General features: G+C 73.2%; 14 protein-coding genes. 8 read left to right on the top strand and 6 right to left on the bottom strand.

Annotation, left to right across the window (positions count from 1 at the left end; genetic code table 11):
- Nucleotides 1-354: 354 nt before the first annotated feature.
- Nucleotides 355-2,217 (top strand): dihydroxy-acid dehydratase, encoded by a 1,863-nt coding sequence (gene ilvD, locus KOV94_RS16865; protein WP_218052685.1) that lies wholly within the window; start codon nucleotides 355-357, stop codon nucleotides 2,215-2,217.
- Nucleotides 2,218-2,267: 50 nt separating this feature from the next.
- Here the strand turns inward: ilvD (KOV94_RS16865) and KOV94_RS16860 are convergent, their stop codons facing one another.
- The 3 genes from KOV94_RS16860 to KOV94_RS16850 all read right to left on the bottom strand — a co-directional run bounded on the left by KOV94_RS16860 (nucleotide 2,268) and on the right by KOV94_RS16850 (nucleotide 6,084).
- On the bottom strand, nucleotides 2,268-2,978 hold the full coding sequence (locus tag KOV94_RS16860; RefSeq protein ID WP_218052684.1) for a GNAT family N-acetyltransferase: 711 nt from the start codon (nucleotides 2,976-2,978) through the stop codon (nucleotides 2,268-2,270).
- A gap of 1 nt (nucleotide 2,979) precedes the next feature.
- Nucleotides 2,980-3,528: a hypothetical protein gene (locus tag KOV94_RS16855; protein WP_124341994.1), complete on the bottom strand. Its 549-nt coding sequence runs from the start codon at nucleotides 3,526-3,528 to the stop codon at nucleotides 2,980-2,982.
- Nucleotides 3,529-3,645: 117 nt separating this feature from the next.
- On the bottom strand, nucleotides 3,646-6,084 hold the full coding sequence (locus KOV94_RS16850) for a putative bifunctional diguanylate cyclase/phosphodiesterase (RefSeq protein ID WP_218052683.1): 2,439 nt from the start codon (nucleotides 6,082-6,084) through the stop codon (nucleotides 3,646-3,648).
- Nucleotides 6,085-6,329: 245 nt separating this feature from the next.
- Between KOV94_RS16850 and KOV94_RS16845 the strand changes: the two genes are divergently transcribed.
- From KOV94_RS16845 to ilvD (KOV94_RS16835), 3 genes are all read left to right on the top strand, one after another.
- A complete protein-coding gene (locus KOV94_RS16845; RefSeq protein WP_124341996.1) occupies nucleotides 6,330-6,578 on the top strand; it encodes a type II toxin-antitoxin system prevent-host-death family antitoxin in 249 nt (82 codons plus the stop codon).
- Nucleotides 6,575-6,994, top strand: a complete 420-nt coding sequence (locus KOV94_RS16840) for a type II toxin-antitoxin system VapC family toxin (RefSeq protein WP_162351326.1) — start codon at nucleotides 6,575-6,577, stop codon at nucleotides 6,992-6,994. Before KOV94_RS16845 ends, KOV94_RS16840 begins: the two co-directional genes overlap by 4 nt.
- Before the next feature lie 62 nt (nucleotides 6,995-7,056).
- Complete coding sequence (gene ilvD / locus KOV94_RS16835) at nucleotides 7,057-8,766, top strand: dihydroxy-acid dehydratase (protein WP_218052682.1); 1,710 nt, start codon at nucleotides 7,057-7,059, stop codon at nucleotides 8,764-8,766.
- Nucleotides 8,767-8,818: 52 nt separating this feature from the next.
- Here ilvD (KOV94_RS16835) and KOV94_RS16830 read toward each other — a convergent pair whose 3' ends face one another.
- The 3 genes from KOV94_RS16830 to KOV94_RS16820 all read right to left on the bottom strand — a co-directional run bounded on the left by KOV94_RS16830 (nucleotide 8,819) and on the right by KOV94_RS16820 (nucleotide 10,885).
- The gene (locus tag KOV94_RS16830; protein WP_124341999.1) at nucleotides 8,819-9,145 is read right to left on the bottom strand and encodes a winged helix-turn-helix domain-containing protein; all 327 of its coding nucleotides are present in this window, start codon (nucleotides 9,143-9,145) and stop codon (nucleotides 8,819-8,821) included.
- Complete coding sequence (locus tag KOV94_RS16825; RefSeq protein ID WP_124342000.1) at nucleotides 9,142-9,585, bottom strand: hypothetical protein; 444 nt, start codon at nucleotides 9,583-9,585, stop codon at nucleotides 9,142-9,144. The genes KOV94_RS16830 and KOV94_RS16825 overlap by 4 nt, the downstream gene beginning before the upstream one ends.
- A gap of 139 nt (nucleotides 9,586-9,724) precedes the next feature.
- The gene (locus tag KOV94_RS16820; protein ID WP_124342001.1) at nucleotides 9,725-10,885 is read right to left on the bottom strand and encodes an ROK family transcriptional regulator; all 1,161 of its coding nucleotides are present in this window, start codon (nucleotides 10,883-10,885) and stop codon (nucleotides 9,725-9,727) included.
- Between the two features lie 163 nt (nucleotides 10,886-11,048).
- On the opposite strand from KOV94_RS16820, the gene KOV94_RS16815 reads away from it, so the two are divergent.
- The 4 genes from KOV94_RS16815 to KOV94_RS16800 are packed head-to-tail and all read left to right on the top strand — an operon-like array spanning nucleotide 11,049 to nucleotide 16,406.
- The gene (locus KOV94_RS16815) at nucleotides 11,049-13,271 is read left to right on the top strand and encodes an alpha-galactosidase (protein WP_218052681.1); all 2,223 of its coding nucleotides are present in this window, start codon (nucleotides 11,049-11,051) and stop codon (nucleotides 13,269-13,271) included.
- A complete protein-coding gene (locus KOV94_RS16810) occupies nucleotides 13,268-14,536 on the top strand; it encodes an ABC transporter substrate-binding protein (protein WP_218052680.1) in 1,269 nt (422 codons plus the stop codon). The genes KOV94_RS16815 and KOV94_RS16810 overlap by 4 nt, the downstream gene beginning before the upstream one ends.
- A complete protein-coding gene (locus KOV94_RS16805) occupies nucleotides 14,533-15,468 on the top strand; it encodes a carbohydrate ABC transporter permease (protein ID WP_218052679.1) in 936 nt (311 codons plus the stop codon). The genes KOV94_RS16810 and KOV94_RS16805 overlap by 4 nt, the downstream gene beginning before the upstream one ends.
- Entirely contained in the window at nucleotides 15,465-16,406 is a 942-nt protein-coding gene (locus tag KOV94_RS16800; RefSeq protein ID WP_124342005.1) for a carbohydrate ABC transporter permease, read from the top strand. Before KOV94_RS16805 ends, KOV94_RS16800 begins: the two co-directional genes overlap by 4 nt.
- The last annotated feature ends 34 nt before the right edge of the window (nucleotides 16,407-16,440 follow it).

Genomic DNA, 16,440 nt, shown 5'->3' with positions numbered 1-16,440 from the left:
AGCGCGTCGTCGAGCCGGGCGACCTCGACCTGTGGGTCGGGCCGTCGTGCGCCGAGCGTGAGACGCAGGCGCGCGTGACGCTCACGGGCGACGTGCACCGGGTCACGCCCGCGGACGGCCGCTGGACGGGGACCGTCGTCCGCTGACCGTTCGGACGGACGGAGGGCCGGGGCTCGCTGCTGGTGAGCCCCGGCCCTCCGTCGTCCGTGGACCACGGTGCGGACGTCGGCCGGCCCCTGGCCTGCGGCGGCGTACTGTGACGAGGCGCTACCGCCGGGTAGCCGTCCGACCTGCCGCCGCCTTGCCGCCTGCCCCGCCGCACCGACGAGGTCCCCTCGAAGGAGAACTGCCGCGATGAGCCGTCCACTGCGCTCTCGTACCTCGACCCACGGCCGCAACATGGCCGGTGCCCGCGCGCTGTGGCGTGCGACGGGCATGACGTCGGAGGACTTCGGCAAGCCGATCGTCGCGATCGCGAACTCGTACACGCAGTTCGTCCCGGGGCACGTGCACCTCAAGGACATGGGCGACCTGGTCGCGTCGGCGGTCCGCGAGGCCGGCGGCGTCGCCAAGGAGTTCAACACCATCGCGGTCGACGACGGCATCGCGATGGGCCACGGCGGCATGCTCTACTCGCTGCCGAGCCGTGACCTCATCGCCGACTCGGTCGAGTACATGGTCAACGCGCACTGCGCCGACGCGCTCGTCTGCATCTCCAACTGCGACAAGATCACGCCCGGCATGCTCAACGCGGCGCTGCGGCTCGACATCCCGGTGATCTTCGTGTCGGGCGGGCCCATGGAGGCCGGCAAGGCGGTCGTCGCGGACGGTGTCGCGACGACGCACCTCAACCTCATCAACGCGATCAACTACTCCGCGGACGACAACGTCTCCGACGAGGCGCTGGGCCGTGTCGAGGAGAACGCGTGCCCCACGTGCGGCTCGTGCTCGGGCATGTTCACCGCCAACTCGATGAACTGCCTCACCGAGGCGCTCGGCCTGTCGCTGCCGGGCAACGGCTCGACGCTCGCCACGCACTCCGCGCGCCGCGAGCTGTTCCTCGAGGCCGGACGCACGATCGTCGACCTGGCCCGCCGCTACTACGACGACGAGGACGACAGCGTCGCGCCGCGCTCGATCGCCAACCGCGCGGCGTTCGCCAACGCGATGGCGCTCGACGTCGCCATGGGCGGCTCGACCAACACCGTCCTGCACGTGCTGGCCGCCGCGCAGGAGGCCGAGCTCGACTTCACGCTCGCGGACATCGACGCGATCAGCCGCCGCGTGCCGTGCCTGTCCAAGGTCGCGCCGAACCACCCCGACTTCCACATGGAGGACGTGCACCGCGCGGGCGGCATCCCCGCGCTGCTCGGCGAGCTCGACCGCGCAGGCCTGCTCGACCACGACGTCACGTCGGTGCACACGCCGACGCTCCGCGCGTGGCTCGACGACTGGGACATCCGCGGAGGCCGCGCGACCGAGCGGGCGCTGGCCCTCTTCCACGCCGCGCCCGGCGGTGTCCGCACGACGCAGGCCTTCTCGACGTCGAACGTCTGGGAGTCGCTCGACACCGACGCCGCGAACGGCTGCATCCGCGACGTCGCGCACGCCTACACCGTCGAGGGCGGGCTGGCCGTGCTGCGCGGCAACCTCGCCGAGGACGGTGCCGTCATCAAGACCGCGGGCATCGACCCCGAGCTCTTCCACTTCGTCGGCACGGCGCTCGTGTGCGAGTCGCAGGACGAGGCCGTCGACAAGATCCTCCGCAAGGAGGTCCAGCCGGGCCACGTCGTCGTCGTGCGGTACGAGGGCCCGTCGGGCGGTCCCGGCATGCAGGAGATGCTCTACCCGACGTCGTTCATCAAGGGTCGCGGGCTCGGCAAGGTGTGCGCGCTCATCACCGACGGGCGCTTCTCCGGGGGCTCGTCCGGCATCTCCGTCGGGCACGTGTCCCCGGAGGCGTCGGCCGGCGGCGCGATCGGCCTGATCGAGGACGGCGACGAGATCGAGATCGACGTCGAGACGCGCCTCATCCGGATCAACGTCCCCGACCAGGTCCTCGCCGAGCGGCGCGCCAAGATGGAGGCGTCGGAGAACCCGTGGCAGCCGGTGAACCGCGACCGGTACGTGTCGCCGGCGCTCCAGGCGTACGCCGCGATGGCGACGTCGGCCGACCGTGGTGCCGTCCGCGACGTGAGCCGCATCCGCCGCGCCTGACCGCGGGGCGCGCACCGCGCGGCGCGGACGGGCGCTCGACGCCGTCCCGCTCACCCGACCACGTCGAGCCGGTCCAGCGGCCACAGCGGGAGCCGCTCGACGTCGCACGCCGCGAGGAGCCGCGCGAGGTCGGGGTCGGCCGGGTCGGCCCGGCCCTCGGACGCGGCGAAGTACTCGCGCAGGAACGCCGCGACGAGAGGACCCGGCACCGTCTCCGCCGTGTCCTCCCCGCGCGACGGCAGGGCGATGAGCAGCAGGTCGCGCACGCGGCGGAGCCCGGGCCGCAGCGCGGGCTGCACGTAGGGGAGCGGCAGCAGGCGGAAGCCGTTCCGGTCCCAGAAGCGCAGCCGCGCGGGCGGGTCGTTCGTCGGCGTGACGGGCCAGGACCGCGGGTCCTCGATCTCGCCGAGCACGAGCGTGGCCGTCGACGCCGTGACCGCCTCCCGCACCAGGCGCGAGCCCAGGCCGTGCGCCCTGCCCGCCGGGTCGACCGCGAGGTAGGCGAGCAGCTGGACGGCGCCGTCGACGTAGTGCTCGTGCACGAGGCCGCCGACGACGCCACCGTCGGCGTCCAGCGCCAGCAGCCCGTCGCCGGTCTCCCCGAGCGACTCCTGCAGCGACTCCAACGGCTCGAGCTCGTCCGGCGGGAACGTCGCCTGGAGGATGCGGACGTAGAAGTCCTCGACGACCGGAGCGGGCACCTCGCTCAGCCGGACGAGCGTGGGCTCGGGCGGTCGGACCTGCTCGGTGGACGTGCCCACCTCACGGCTCCGTCGACGCGACCGGGAGCGGCTCCGACGGGGCGTCCGTGGCCGTGCTGCGGCGGAAGGCCCAGGGACGAGTCCAGCGCGGTCGCAGCCGGCCCTCGTCGGCGAGGCGGTGGAGGTCGTCGAGCGCGGGGTACCAGTCCTGCGGGCGGCGTTCCGCGAACATGCGCTCCATCGCGGGCGACGTGCCGAGCATGTCGAGGATGTAGTGGCCCCACGAGATGCGGTCGGACTCCGAGTACGTCTTGCGGATGTCCCAGATGCACTCGAAGCAGTCGAGCATCAGCTCCGCCATGGCGTCGACGCGTGCGGAGAGCGTCGCGTCGTCGGGGGCCGGCTCGCGGCCCTGGTAGAAGTACGGCCGCAGCTCGGGGTGCTCGACGAACTGGTGGTCGATGTCGAGCGTGAGGTCGGTCGCGCTGCGGTACGTGGTGATCTTGGTGCTGCGGTGCGCGCTCCGCCATGAGATGAGCAGCGAGATGATCGACGCCGTCAGCGCGAGGCCCGCGATGACCTCGGACGTGCCCATGCTGAAGTCGCCCATCCGACCCACCTGCCCGCGGTTCCCCGTCGCCCGTCGCGGCGTCTGGACCGAGCATCCCGCAGGGCGCCACCGCGCGCCAGGTCCGCCTCGGCGCTGCGGTCGGGCGGTCCGACGGCGTCAGACCGGCCGGCGGGCGGCGTCCTGCGCGGTCCGGGGCGTCGGCACCGACCCGAGCCGGGCAGGGCGTTCGAGCAGGGCGCCGATCGCCTCCCGGGGTGCCGGGCGTCCGAACAGGTAGCCCTGGCCCTCGGGGCAGCCGAGCGCCCGCAGCGCGTCGGCCTCGTCGTCGGTCTCGATCTGCTCCGCGACCGCGGGCAGGTCGAGACTGCGGCAGAGGTCGACGATCGCGCTCGCGAGCGCACGCCGACGGCGGCCCTCCTCGCCCGGCTCGGCCGCGAACCGCGTGAAGGCGCCGTCGATCTTCACGATGTCGACCGGCAGGCGCTGCAGGTACGCGAGCGACGAGTAGCCCGTGCCGAAGTCGTCGATCGCGACGCGCACGCCGTGCTCGCGCAGGCGGGACAGGTGCGACTCGACGAGGGTGGCCTCCGGCTCCTCGGCGGCGAGCAGCGCGGTCTCGGTGATCTCGAGGACGAGCGCGCGCCCGGGCAGGCTCGCGTCGCGCAGTGCGCGCAGCACCTGCTCGACGACGTCGGGCTCGCGGAGCTGACGTGCGGAGACGTTGACGTGCACGCGCACGCCGTGCCGCTCGAACCACGGCCGCACGTCGGCGCACGCCCGGCGCAGGACGTGCTCGCCGATCGGGACGATCAGCCCGGTGTCCTCGGCGACCGGGATGAAGCCGTCCGGCATCACGAGCCCGTCGGGCGACTGCCACCGCAGCAGCGCCTCGACGGACTGCACCTGGCCGGTGCCGAGCGACACGACGGGCTGGTAGTGCACGACGAGCTGGTCGCGCTCGACCGCGTGCCGCAGCCCTTCCGCGAGGTGCGAGCGCCTGTCCTGGGCCACGCGCAGGCTCGGGTCGAACAGGCGGACCTGGTTCTTGCCGGCGGCCTTCGCGGCGTACAGGGCCAGGTCGGCGTCGCGCAGCGTGGCCTGCGGCTCGACGGACGCGTCGACCAGCCGCACGCCGACGCTCGACGTGATCCGGACCGTCCGCCCGTCGACGACGAACGGCTCGCTGAGCGCGCGGACCACGCGCGTCGCGACGTCGCGCGCGTCGGACTCGTGGGTGTCCTCCAGCACGACGGCGAACTCGTCGCCGCCCAGCCGGGCGAGCGTGTCGTCACCGCCGACGACGCGGCGCAGCCGCCGCGCGACCTGCACGAGGAGGTCGTCGCCCGCGTGGTGGCCGTGGTCGTCGTTGACGGTCTTGAACCCGTCGAGGTCGACCATGAGGACGGCGCGCTCGCCGTTGCCCCGGCGGTCCGGCGCGGACAGCCGCTCGGTGAACCGCGTGCGGTTGCCGAGGCCGGTCAGCGGGTCGTGCTGGGCCTGGTGGCTGAGGAGCTTCTGGAGCGCGCTCTGCTCGTCGAGCGCGCGCGCGAGCTCCGCGGCCTGCCGGTCGAGCTGGATCGCCCGGCGCTGCGCGGTGCTCGTGCCGACCACGAGGCGCGTGACGAGGAACGCGGACAGCGCGGTCACCGCGAGCACCGGGACCGCGAGGTCGGACCAGGGCATGGTCACCGTCGACCCGACGCGGAACGTCAGCAGCAGCGCGGCGGGCCCGAGCGACGCGAGGAGGAAGAAGACGACGCCGCGCGCGAGCGTGAGGCCGCGGCTCGGCTCGGCGTCGGGGGAGCCCGCGACGCCCGGGTGCAGCGCGGCCGCGCCGAACAGCACGAACCACACGAGCCACGCGGCGCTGCCGACGCCCTCGGCGAGCGACGTGTCGAGCACCGAGATGCCCGGGTTGCCGTCGCCGATGAGGGTGAGCGTGTACAGGACGTCGCCGGCCGTCGACGCGGCGACGCCGCAGCCCAGCAGCGCGTACGCGCCGTTGCGCCCGCCGTAGCGGAACAGCAGCCGCGACGCCATGAGGACCACACCCAGGCCCGCCCCGAGCGACACCACCGAGACCAGGTGCGCCGCGTCCTGGAGCGCGTCGGGCCCGAGGAAGCTGCGGAAGACGAGCGCCCAGTACAGGAGGCCGGTGCCGACGACCACGACGACGGCGTCCATCGTCGCGCTCTCGTGGCGGGACCGCAGCGAGTTGCGGGGGAGCCGGGTCAGCCCGACGACGAGCAGGGGGTAGGTCGCCATGTAGACGATGTCGAACCACCACGGGACGAGGTCCGCGTCGCCCCCGACGGCCGCGTACCAGGCGGTCCAGCCGAGGTCGGCGAGCGCCCACCACGCCGTGCCGGCGGCGAGCCACCACCACGCCCGGGCGTGCGGGCCGGGATGCCGGCGGATCCCGACGACCATCGCGGCGCACGCCAGCAGGGGCACGACGTCCCACAGCACTTCGCCGGTCCAGCCCGGCACGACCATGACGGCCGCGGTCAGCGCGAGTCCGGCGACGAGGAAGCGCCGCCAGGTGAGGACGCCCGGAACGGGGGCGCGACCGGGCGTCACGTCCGACGCGGTCATCGAGCCTCCGGGTCCTCGGTCCTGTGCGCACGCGGCGCGGTGCGGCGGGGCTGCTGACCGCACGCGACGAGGACCGCACGGTCCCGTCGCCCTCGGATCGGCAGGGCAGGCGCGCGCATGAGCCTCACGGCCGCACAGCACCCGCCCGGCGCAGGGTGGTCTGCGTCACCCGCTGACGCCGGGAGGTCTGGAGCCGCCGGCGCGACCCCGGTATCGTAGGTACGTACCTACAAGGGGAGCGCGCGATGACCACCACCATGACGTCACGTCAGTTCAACCACGACGTCTCGGCGGCGAAGAGAGCCGCGTCGGACGGGCCTGTCGTCATCACCGACCGCGGCGTCCCGTCGCACGTGCTCCTGACGATCGAGCAGTTCGACCGGTTGAGCGCGCCCACCCCGCGGCCGTCGTTGGCCGACGCGCTGCGCGGCGACGACGCCATCGAGTTCGAGCCGGGCCGTGTCGAGCTCTCGCCGCGACCGGTCGACCTGTGACCTACCTCCTCGACACGAACGTCGTCTCGGAGCTGCGCCGACGTGAGCCCGACCCGTCGGTCGTCGCGTGGGTCCGACGGCACGAGGCGGCAGGGCTGCTCATCTCCGTCATGACGGTGTACGAGATCGAGGTCGGCATCCTCTCGGTCGCCCGGCGTGACCCCGCGCAGGCCGCCCGGCTGCGCGAGTGGCTCTCGACGCAGGTGCTCGTGCAGTTCGACGGCCGGATCGTCCCGGTCGACGTCGGTGTGGCGACGCGCGCGGCGTCCCTGTCGGTGCCGGACCGTCGCCCGTACAGCGACTGCCTCATCGCGGCGACGGCCCTGGAGCGCGGCCTCGCGGTGGTGACGCGGAACGTCGGCGACTTCGCGGGCGTCGACGGGCTGGCGGTCGTCGACCCGTGGCGCACCGTCTGATCTCGAAGGGCGTTCCCGGCGAGGCGGATGCCGGGCGGGCGCGTGCTGCCTAGTCTCGGCTCATGACGACGACGCAGGACGGAACGGTCGACATCAAGCCGCGGTCGCGGCAGGTCACGGACGGTCTGGAGGCGACGGCGGCGCGCGGCATGCTGCGAGCGGTCGGGCTGGGGGACGAGGACTTCGCGAAGCCGCAGGTCGGCGTCGCGTCCTCGTGGAACGAGATCACGCCGTGCAACCTGTCGCTGGACCGGCTGGCGAAGGCGGTCAAGGACGGCGTGCACGCGGGCGGCGGGTACCCGCTGGAGTTCGGCACGATCTCGGTGTCCGACGGCATCTCGATGGGGCACGAGGGCATGCACTACTCGCTCGTGAGCCGCGACGTCATCGCGGACTCGGTCGAGACCGTGATGATGGCCGAGCGGCTCGACGGGTCGGTGCTCCTCGCGGGCTGCGACAAGTCGCTGCCCGGGATGCTCATGGCGGCCGCGCGGCTCGACCTGTCGAGCGTCTTCCTCTACGCGGGCTCGATCATGCCCGGCTGGGTCAAGCTGTCCGACGGCACCGAGAAGGACGTGACGATCATCGACGCGTTCGAGGCCGTCGGGGCGTGCGCCCGCGGGCTGATGAGCAAGGAGGACGTCGACCGGATCGAGCGCGCGATCTGCCCGGGCGAGGGTGCGTGCGGCGGCATGTACACCGCGAACACGATGGCGTCGGTCGCCGAGGCGATGGGCATGTCGCTCCCGGGTTCCGCGGCGCCGCCGTCGGCGGACAGACGGCGCGACCAGTACGCGCGCCGCTCGGGCGAGGCCGTCGTCGAGCTGCTGCGCCGCGGCATCACGGCGCGCCAGATCATGACGAAGGAGGCGTTCGAGAACGCCATCGCCGTCGTCATGGCGTTCGGCGGCTCGACGAACGCGGTGCTGCACCTGCTGGCGATCGCGCACGAGGCCGAGGTCGACCTCACGCTCGACGACTTCAGCCGCGTCGCGGCGCGCGTGCCGCACCTGGGCGACCTCAAGCCGTTCGGCCGGTACGTGATGAACGACGTCGACCGCATCGGCGGCGTGCCCGTGCTGATGAAGGCGCTCCTCGACGCGGGCCTGCTGCACGGCGACTGCCTCACGGTCACGGGCAAGACGGTCGCGGAGAACCTCGCCGACATCGCCCCGCCGGACCCCGACGGCAAGATCCTGCGCGCGCTCGACGACCCGATCCACCGCACGGGCGGCATCACGATCCTGCACGGCTCGCTCGCGCCGGAAGGGGCGGTCGTGAAGTCGGCGGGCTTCGACTCCGACGTCTTCGAGGGCACCGCGCGTGTGTTCGAGCGCGAGCGTGCGGCGCTCGACGCCCTCGAGGACGGCACGATCCAGGCCGGCGACGTCGTCGTCATCCGCTACGAGGGCCCCAAGGGCGGGCCGGGGATGCGCGAGATGCTCGCGATCACCGGGGCCATCAAGGGCGCCGGGCTCGGCAAGGACGTCCTGCTCATCACCGACGGCCGCTTCTCCGGCGGGACGACGGGCCTGTGCGTCGGCCACATCGCGCCCGAGGCCGTGGACGCGGGACCGATCGCCTTCGTGTGCGACGGCGACCGGATCCGGCTCGACGTCGCGCACGCGACGCTCGACCTGCTGGTCGACGACGCCGAGCTCGCCGCGCGTCGCGAGGGCTGGGCGCCGATCGAGCCGCGCTACACGCGCGGCGTCCTGGGCAAGTACCAGAAGCTCGTCCAGTCCGCGTCGAAGGGTGCGGTCCTGAGCTGACGTCGTCGGCCCGCTCGACGGACGCGCGGGCCGCGTCGCGGGCCGCCGCTCGTCAGTCGCCGGCGATCGCGCGGAGGGCCGCGAGGTGGTCGCGGAGGGCCGTGCGGCCGTCAGGGGTGAGGGCGAGCCAGGTGCGCGGACGCTTGCCGACGTACCCCTTGCGGACCTTCACGTACCCGGCCTGCTCGAGCACGGTGACGGCCTTGGAGAGCGCGGAGTCGCTGATCTCGACGGCGTCGCGCACCGCGCCGAACTCGGCCTCGTCGGTCGCGGCGAGCGCGGCGACGACGGAGAGTCGCACGGGGGAGTGGATGACCTCGTCGAGGCGGGCGCGCGCCGGTTCGCCGACCGCGTCGGGGCCGGGCAGCGGCGGTGTCACGCCTGCGCCTCGCGCCAGGCCCCGCGCGCCAGCGGGAACGTCGCGAGGACCGCGGCAGCGAGCCACCAGAGCACCGACTCGCGCAGCCAGGTGAGGCCGACGACCAGCGCGATCGCGTAGACGACGCCCCACGTCGTCACCGCGGCGACCCACCGCAGGCCCATGCCCTGCTTGGTGACGGGCGCGCCGCGGAGCCACGCCAGCGAGAGCACGAGGAGCGTCAGCCCGTACGCGCCGGCGAGCGTGAGGGCGCCCGTGTCGTCGGGGATCGTGGAGAGTCCCACGAAGAACATGAACGTCGAGGCCGCGTGGCCGGTGAGCCACAGGGCGTGCCGGTTCTGACCGCTCGCGCGCAGGGTTCCGGCTGCGGCGGCGGAGCGGGCGAGGAGCGCGCGGGCCTCGTCCGGCGTGGGTGCGGGGGTCGTCTCGTTCTCCGTCATGCGAGTAATTTCCACTTCGGAAAGTAGATGTGCAAGGGGGAGTTGTTCCGAGCGGTCGGGACGGGTTGATACCCACACGGATGCCGTTCGGCGCACGGGAACGGCAATCCATGTCGGTGTCGACCGGCGCGCGCGAGCGTCAGCGGCTGCGCAGGACGAAGTCCTGGATCGCCACGACGGCCGCCCCCCGCGCCCACTGCGAGAAGTCGCCGGGCTCGACGACCAGGTCGACCGGCGTGGCCTGCGGGTGCCGGTCGGCGGCGACCGCCGCGCGCACCGCGTCGCCGGCGACGACCGCGAGCCCCACGCCCTCGCCGGTGAGGACGACGAGCTCGGGCATCGTGAGGTTCGCGACCGCGGCGACGAGCCGGCCGAGCGCACGGCCCGCGTCGTCGACGATGCGCCGCGCGGCCGGGTCGCCGTCCCGGGCGAGGTCGAGCAGCTCGTCCACCGCGACCGGACGGCGCAGCGCGACGGCGGCCTCGGCCTCGAGCGCCTCGGTGGTGAGCATCGCGCCCGCGCACCCGCGGTGGCCCTCGGGGCACAGGGGGCCGTTCGGGTCGAGGGGGAAGTGGCCGACGAGGCCGAGCCCCATGTCGGCGTGCCGCACGAGGCGGTCGTGCACGACGAGCCCGTAGCCGACGCCCGCGCCGACCGTCACGACGGCGAACGTCCGCACGTCGCGCCCGGCGCCGAACCAGTGCTCCGCGGACGTGAGGGCGGCGACGTCGTTCTCGACTACGGTCGGCAGCCCGGTGCGCGCGCGCACGAGCGTGCCGAGCGGCACGTCGTGCCAGCCGAGGAAGGGCGCGAGGTGCACGGTCGTGCCGTCGGGGGAGTGCCCGCCGAGGCTGACGCCGATGCCCGTGGGCCCGTTCGGGACCGCACCCGACGGCGCCGCGGCGACGACCGCGTCGACCAGCGACCCGACCACCGCGACGACCGCGTCCGGGTCGTCCTCGGGCAGGTCCGCGGAGCGCGTCGCGACGACCGTGCCGCGCATGTCGACGAGGACGGCGTGCGCGGTGCCGACGGCGAGGTTGACCCCGACGAAGTGGTGCGACGTCACGTCGACGTCGAGCGGCTGGCTCGGGCGGCCGACGGCGCGGCCGGGGCGCGCGGCGGACTCGACGAGCAGGCCGCGCCGGACGAGGTCCTTGGTGAGCCGCGTCAGGGTCGGCTGCGAGAGGTCGAGCCGGCGGGCGAGCTCGGCGCGCGACAGGGGTCCGCGCAGCAGCACCTCGAGGGCGACCTGGAGCTCGCTGCCGCCCTCGGCCCACTCCGGTCCGTCTGCGACCACGGCTCCTCCGCTCCCCGGCGTCTCGGTCGTGGCGATCGTGGCACGACGCGTCCTGCCGCCGACCTTACCTTCCGCAACGGAAGCAAGACCGGTGAACGGATCCGGAGAATTGGGATCGCGACCACAGTTGACAGGACACTTAGTTCCGCCATGGAATGAATCCGTGCTCACGCCCACCCGACTCACCGCACCGCTCCACCTCCGCTCCGGCGGCACGAGCGTCGTCCTCGACACCACCGACAGCGGCCTGCCGCGGATCGTCCACTGGGGGCCCGACCTCGGCCCGCTCGACGACGACGCGCTGCGCGGCCTGCTGGCCGCCGCGTGCGCGATCCCCGTCTCCGGCGGCCTCGACGTGGCCGTGCCGGTCACCCCGCTGCCCGAGGCGTCGACCGGCTGGGCCGGCACCCCGGGGCTGACCGGACACCGCGCAGGCGCGGGGTTCAGCCCGCGCCTGCGGACGACCGCGATCGACGGGCCCGAGCAGGGCGCCGACGGCGTCCAGCGGCTCACCGCGCACGCGGCCGACGCGCAGGCCGGGATCGCCGTCGCGGTCGACCTCGAGCTCCACCCGAGCGGCGTCGTCCGCCTGCGCGCCGCGGTCCGCAACGCCGCCGACACCCCGTTCGACCTGCACGGTGTCCTGCCGGCCCTGCCCGTCCCCGACGTGGCGACCGAGCTGCTCGGGACCACCGGACGACACCTGCGCGAGCGCAGCCCGCAGCGCCTCCCGTTCGTCAGCGGCAGCCACGTGCGCGAGGCCCGCGGCGGTCGTCCCGGCGCCGACTCGACCCTGGTTCTCGTCGCGGGCGAGGAGGGCTTCGACGCGCGCCGCGGCGCCGTCTGGGGCGTGCACGTCGGCTGGAGCGGCAACCACCGGTTCGCCGCCGAGCGCACCCCGCGCGGCGACGCGGTCCTCAGCGGCGGCGAGCTGCTGCTGCCCGGCGAGGTCGTCCTCCAGCCGGGCGAGGAGTACGTGTCGCCGTGGCTCTACGGCAGCCACGGCACCGGCCTCGACGAGCTCGCGAGCCGCTTCCACACGTACGTGCGGTCGCGCCCGCAGCACCCGCGCACGCCGCGACCCGTCACGCTCAACACCTGGGAGGCCGTGTACTTCGACCACGACCTCGACCGGCTCCGAGCGCTCGCGCGCACCGCCGCCGACCTCGGGATCGAACGGTTCGTGCTCGACGACGGCTGGTTCGGCTCGCGCCGCGACGACACGCGCGGGCTCGGCGACTGGGAGGTCTCCGCCGAGGCGTGGCCCGACGGGCTGCACCCGCTCATCGAGACCGTCACGGGCCTCGGCATGCAGTTCGGCCTGTGGGTCGAGCCCGAGATGGTCAACCCCGACTCCGACCTCGCGCGGGCGCACCCCGACTGGCTGCTCGCCGTCCCCGGCCGGCTGCCCGTGCCCGCACGCACCCAGCAGGTGCTCGACCTCGGGCGCCCGGAGGCGTTCGCGCACGTCCTCGAGCGCCTGGACGCGATCCTCACCGAGCACGACATCGCCTACCTCAAGTGGGACCACAACCGCGAGCTCGTCGACGCGGGCCACGGCCACCTCGGCGTCCCCGGCGTGCACCGGCAGACGCAGGCCGTGTACCGCCTGCTCGACGAGCTCCGCGCCCGCCACCCCGGGGTCGAGATCGAGTCGTGCGCGTCCGGCGGAGCGCGCGTCGACCTCGGCATCCTCGAGCGCACCGACCGCGTGTGGGTGTCCGACACCATCGACCCCGTCGAGCGCGAGCAGATCCAGCGGTGGACCGGCCTGCTGCTGCCCCCGGAGCTCATGGGCCAGCACGTCGGCGGCTCCGAGTCGCACACCACGGGCCGCCGGCACGCGCTCTCGTTCCGCGCCGCGACCGCGTTCTTCGGCCACTTCGGCGTCGAGTGGGACGTCACGCAGGCGACCGACGACGAGCGCGCGGAGCTGGCCACGTGGATCGCCGCGCACCAGGAGCACCGCGACCTGCTGCACACCGGCACCCGCGTGCACGACGAGCCCGCCGACCGTGCGCTGCGCGTCGACGGCGTCGTCGCGCCCGACCGGTCCGCCGCGATCTTCGCCGTCACCCAGCTGACGACGAGCGTCACGAGCCCGCCCGGAGCCGTCCGGCTCCCCGGGCTCGACCCGGACGCGCGCTACGACGTGCGCCCGCTGCCGCCGGGGAACACCATCGAGGGACACGGTCGGGGGCCCCTGGCCTGGTGGGACGAGGGGGTCCGGACCACCGGACGCGTCCTGCAGCAGGTCGGGCTCCGCGCCCCCACCCTCTTCCCCGAGCGGACCGTCCTCGTGCAGGTCCGGCGCACCGACGCGCCGCCCGCACCCGGCACCGGGGGCGCCGACGCCGCCCGGCCGACGTCAGGAGACGACGCATGACCAGGAGACGGACGAGGAGACGCACGACCGCGGCGCTCGCGGCCGCGGCCCTCCTGCTGCCGCTCGCCGCGTGCGCGCGCGGCGACGACCGCACCGAGATCACGTTCTTCCAGTTCAAGCCCGAGGCCGTCCAGTACTTCGAGGACCTCGCCGCGCAGTTCGAGGAGCAGAACCCCGACGTCCGCGTCGTCGTGCAGAACGTGCCCGACCCGGAGACGGCGCTGCGCACGCGGCTGGTGAAGGACGACGTGCCCGACGTGCTCACGCTCAACGGCAACGGCACGTTCGGGGAGTTCGCGTCGGCGGGCATCTTCACGGACTTCGCGGACGACCCGGTCCTCGACGACATCAACCCCGGGTTCGTCGAGGTCGTGCAGGCGCTCGGGCAGAGCGAGCCCGGCGCGGTCAACGGCATCCCGTTCGCCGCGAACGCGAGCGGTGTCCTCTACAACGAGGAGCTGTTCGCGCAGCACGGCGTCGAGGTCCCGACGACCTGGGACGAGCTCATCGCCGCGGCCCAGACCTTCCAGGACGCGGGCGTCACGCCGTTCTACGGCATGCTCGCCGACGCGTGGACGGCGCAGTCCCCGCTCGCGCCGCTCACTGCGCAGACGGCCCCCGACGACTTCTTCGAGGAGCGGTTCGCCGGCGAGACGACGTTCGCGGAGGGCTGGCTCGAGGCCCTCGAGAAGGAGGGCGAGCTCTACGAGTACACGCAGCCCGACCCGGCGGCCGTCGGCTACCAGGAGGGCACGCGCGCGTTCGCGGCGGGGGAGTCGGCGATGCTGCTGCTCGGCTCGTACGCGGTGCCGCAGATCCGCACGTTCGAGCCGCAGTTCACCGTCGGCTCGTTCGCGCTGCCGGCCACCGACGACCCCGAGCGCACGACGCTCGTCTCGGGCGTCGACGTGCTGGTCACGACGGGCGCGGACAGTGCCCACCCGGAGGAGGCGCAGCGCTTCGTCGAGTTCCTCCTGCAGCCGGAGGTCGTGCAGGAGTACGCCGAGGCGCAGGTCGCGATTCCCGCGATCGAGGGCGCCGCCAACACGGACCCCGCGCTCGCGGGCGTCCAGCCGTACATCGACGACCAGCGGCTGGTCGGCTTCACCGACCACCAGTTCATCCCCGCGATCCCCCTGGCGCCGCTGCTCCAGGAGTACCTGCTCGGGGGCGACGCCCAGACCATGCTCACGCAGCTCGACGAGTCCTGGGACAAGGTCGCGGCCCGCCGCACCTGGGGCCTGGGGAAGGTGGAGGAAGGATGACCGCCACGACGGCCCCCGCACGGACGGGGGAGGACCGTCCGCAGCGCGTGCGCCGCGGCGGCATCGCCTCGCGGACCGCGCGCGCCTTCTACTGGATGGTGCTGCCCGCGTTCGCGCTGTTCTTCCTGCTGCACACGCTGCCGGTCCTGCAGGGCGTGCACTACAGCTTCACGGACTCGCCCGGGTACGGCCCGTACGAGTTCGTCGGGCTCGCGAACTACGTCGCGCTGTTCTCGGACGACCGCGTCCTGCACGCGTACCTGTTCACGTTCCAGTTCGCGATCGTCTCGACGATCCTCGTCAACGTCATCGCGCTGGCCGTGGCGATGGCGCTGAACAGCCGCATCAAGTTCCGCACGACGCTGCGGGCCGTGTACTTCGTGCCGTACGTGCTGGCGATCCTCGTCGTCGGGTACGTGTTCCAGTACCTGTTCGCGATCTCGATCCCGGCGATCGCGCAGTCCCTCGGCAACGAGCGGTTCTCGACGTCGATCCTCGGCGACGAGAACCTCGCGTGGATCGCGATCGTCGTCCTGGCCGTCTGGCAGGCGGCCGCGTTCAACATCGTGCTCTACCTGGCCGGCCTCCAGACCGTCCCGCACGAGCTCTACGAGGCCGCGTCGCTCGACGGCGCCGGGTCGTGGCGCAAGTTCACCAGCATCACGTTCCCGATGATCTGGAGCTTCTTCATCATCAACATGGTCCTGGCGCTCAAGGGCTTCCTGCAGGTGTTCGACCACGTCATCGCCATGACGGGCGGTGGTCCGGGCACGGCGACCGAGTCGGTCGGCGTCCTCATCTACAAGGGCGGCTTCCAGGGCGGCGAGTTCGGCTACCAGCTCGCGAACGCCGTGGTCTTCATGGTCGTCATCATCGTGTTCGCCCTCGTCCAGTTCCGTGTCCTGCAGCGTGGAGAGGGGAACGTCGCATGACCGCCACCGCAGCACCACCCGTCGGGGGCCTCGTCGGCGACGACGCCGACGCCGTCGACACCACCGGACCGCGCCGCCCGTCGTGGCGCAACCGTCGCCGCGCGGCCGAGCCGGGAGAGCCCGGCGGTCGCACCAACTGGTGGCTCACGGGCCTGATGATCTTCCTGTCGCTGAGCATCCTCGTGCCCATGTACCTCGTGGTCGTCACGGCGCTCAAGACGCCCGACCAGCTCTCGGGGGCCGGGTTCGACCTGCCGAGCCCGGCGACGTTCGGGAACTTCGGCGAGGCCTGGCGGCTCACGGACTTCCCGCGCTCGGCGCTCAACAGCGCGATCATCACGGTCGGCGCGGTCACCCTCACGCTGCTGACGAACTCGATGGTCGCGTACGCGATCGCCCGGAACATGCACCGCAGGCTGTTCAAGGGGCTGTTCTTCTACTTCATCGCGGCGCTGTTCGTGCCGTTCCCGATCCTCATGCTGACGGTCGCGAAGCTCACCGCCCAGCTGCACCTCGACAACCAGGCGGGTCTGATCCTGCTGTACACGGTGTTCGGCCTGTCGTTCAACGTGTTCGTCTACGTCGCCTACATCCACTCCATCCCGAAGGAGCTGGAGGAGGCGGCGATCGTCGACGGCGCGAACGCGTGGACGGTCTTCTGGAAGGTGATCTTCCCGCTGCTGAGGCCGATGAACGCGACGGTCGGCATCATCACGTGCGTGTGGGCCTGGAACGACTTCATGCTGCCGCTCGTCATCCTGTCCGACCCGGAGGCCGCGACGCTGCCCCTGCAGCAGTACGTCTTCCAGGCGCAGTTCTCGACGAACTACACGGTCGCCTTCGCCTCCTACCTGCTGGCGATGGTCCCGCTGCTCGTCGTGTACGTGCTCGCGCAGCGCTGGGTGATCTCCGGCGTCACGCGCGGCGCGATCAAGTGACCCCGCCGCGGCCCGCGCACGGCGCCCGCCGCAC

It is taken from the genome of Cellulomonas algicola (assembly GCF_019024305.1).
Classification (GTDB): Bacteria; Actinomycetota; Actinomycetes; order Actinomycetales; family Cellulomonadaceae; genus Cellulomonas; species Cellulomonas algicola.
This window is presented reverse-complemented; position numbering and strand designations above follow the sequence as displayed.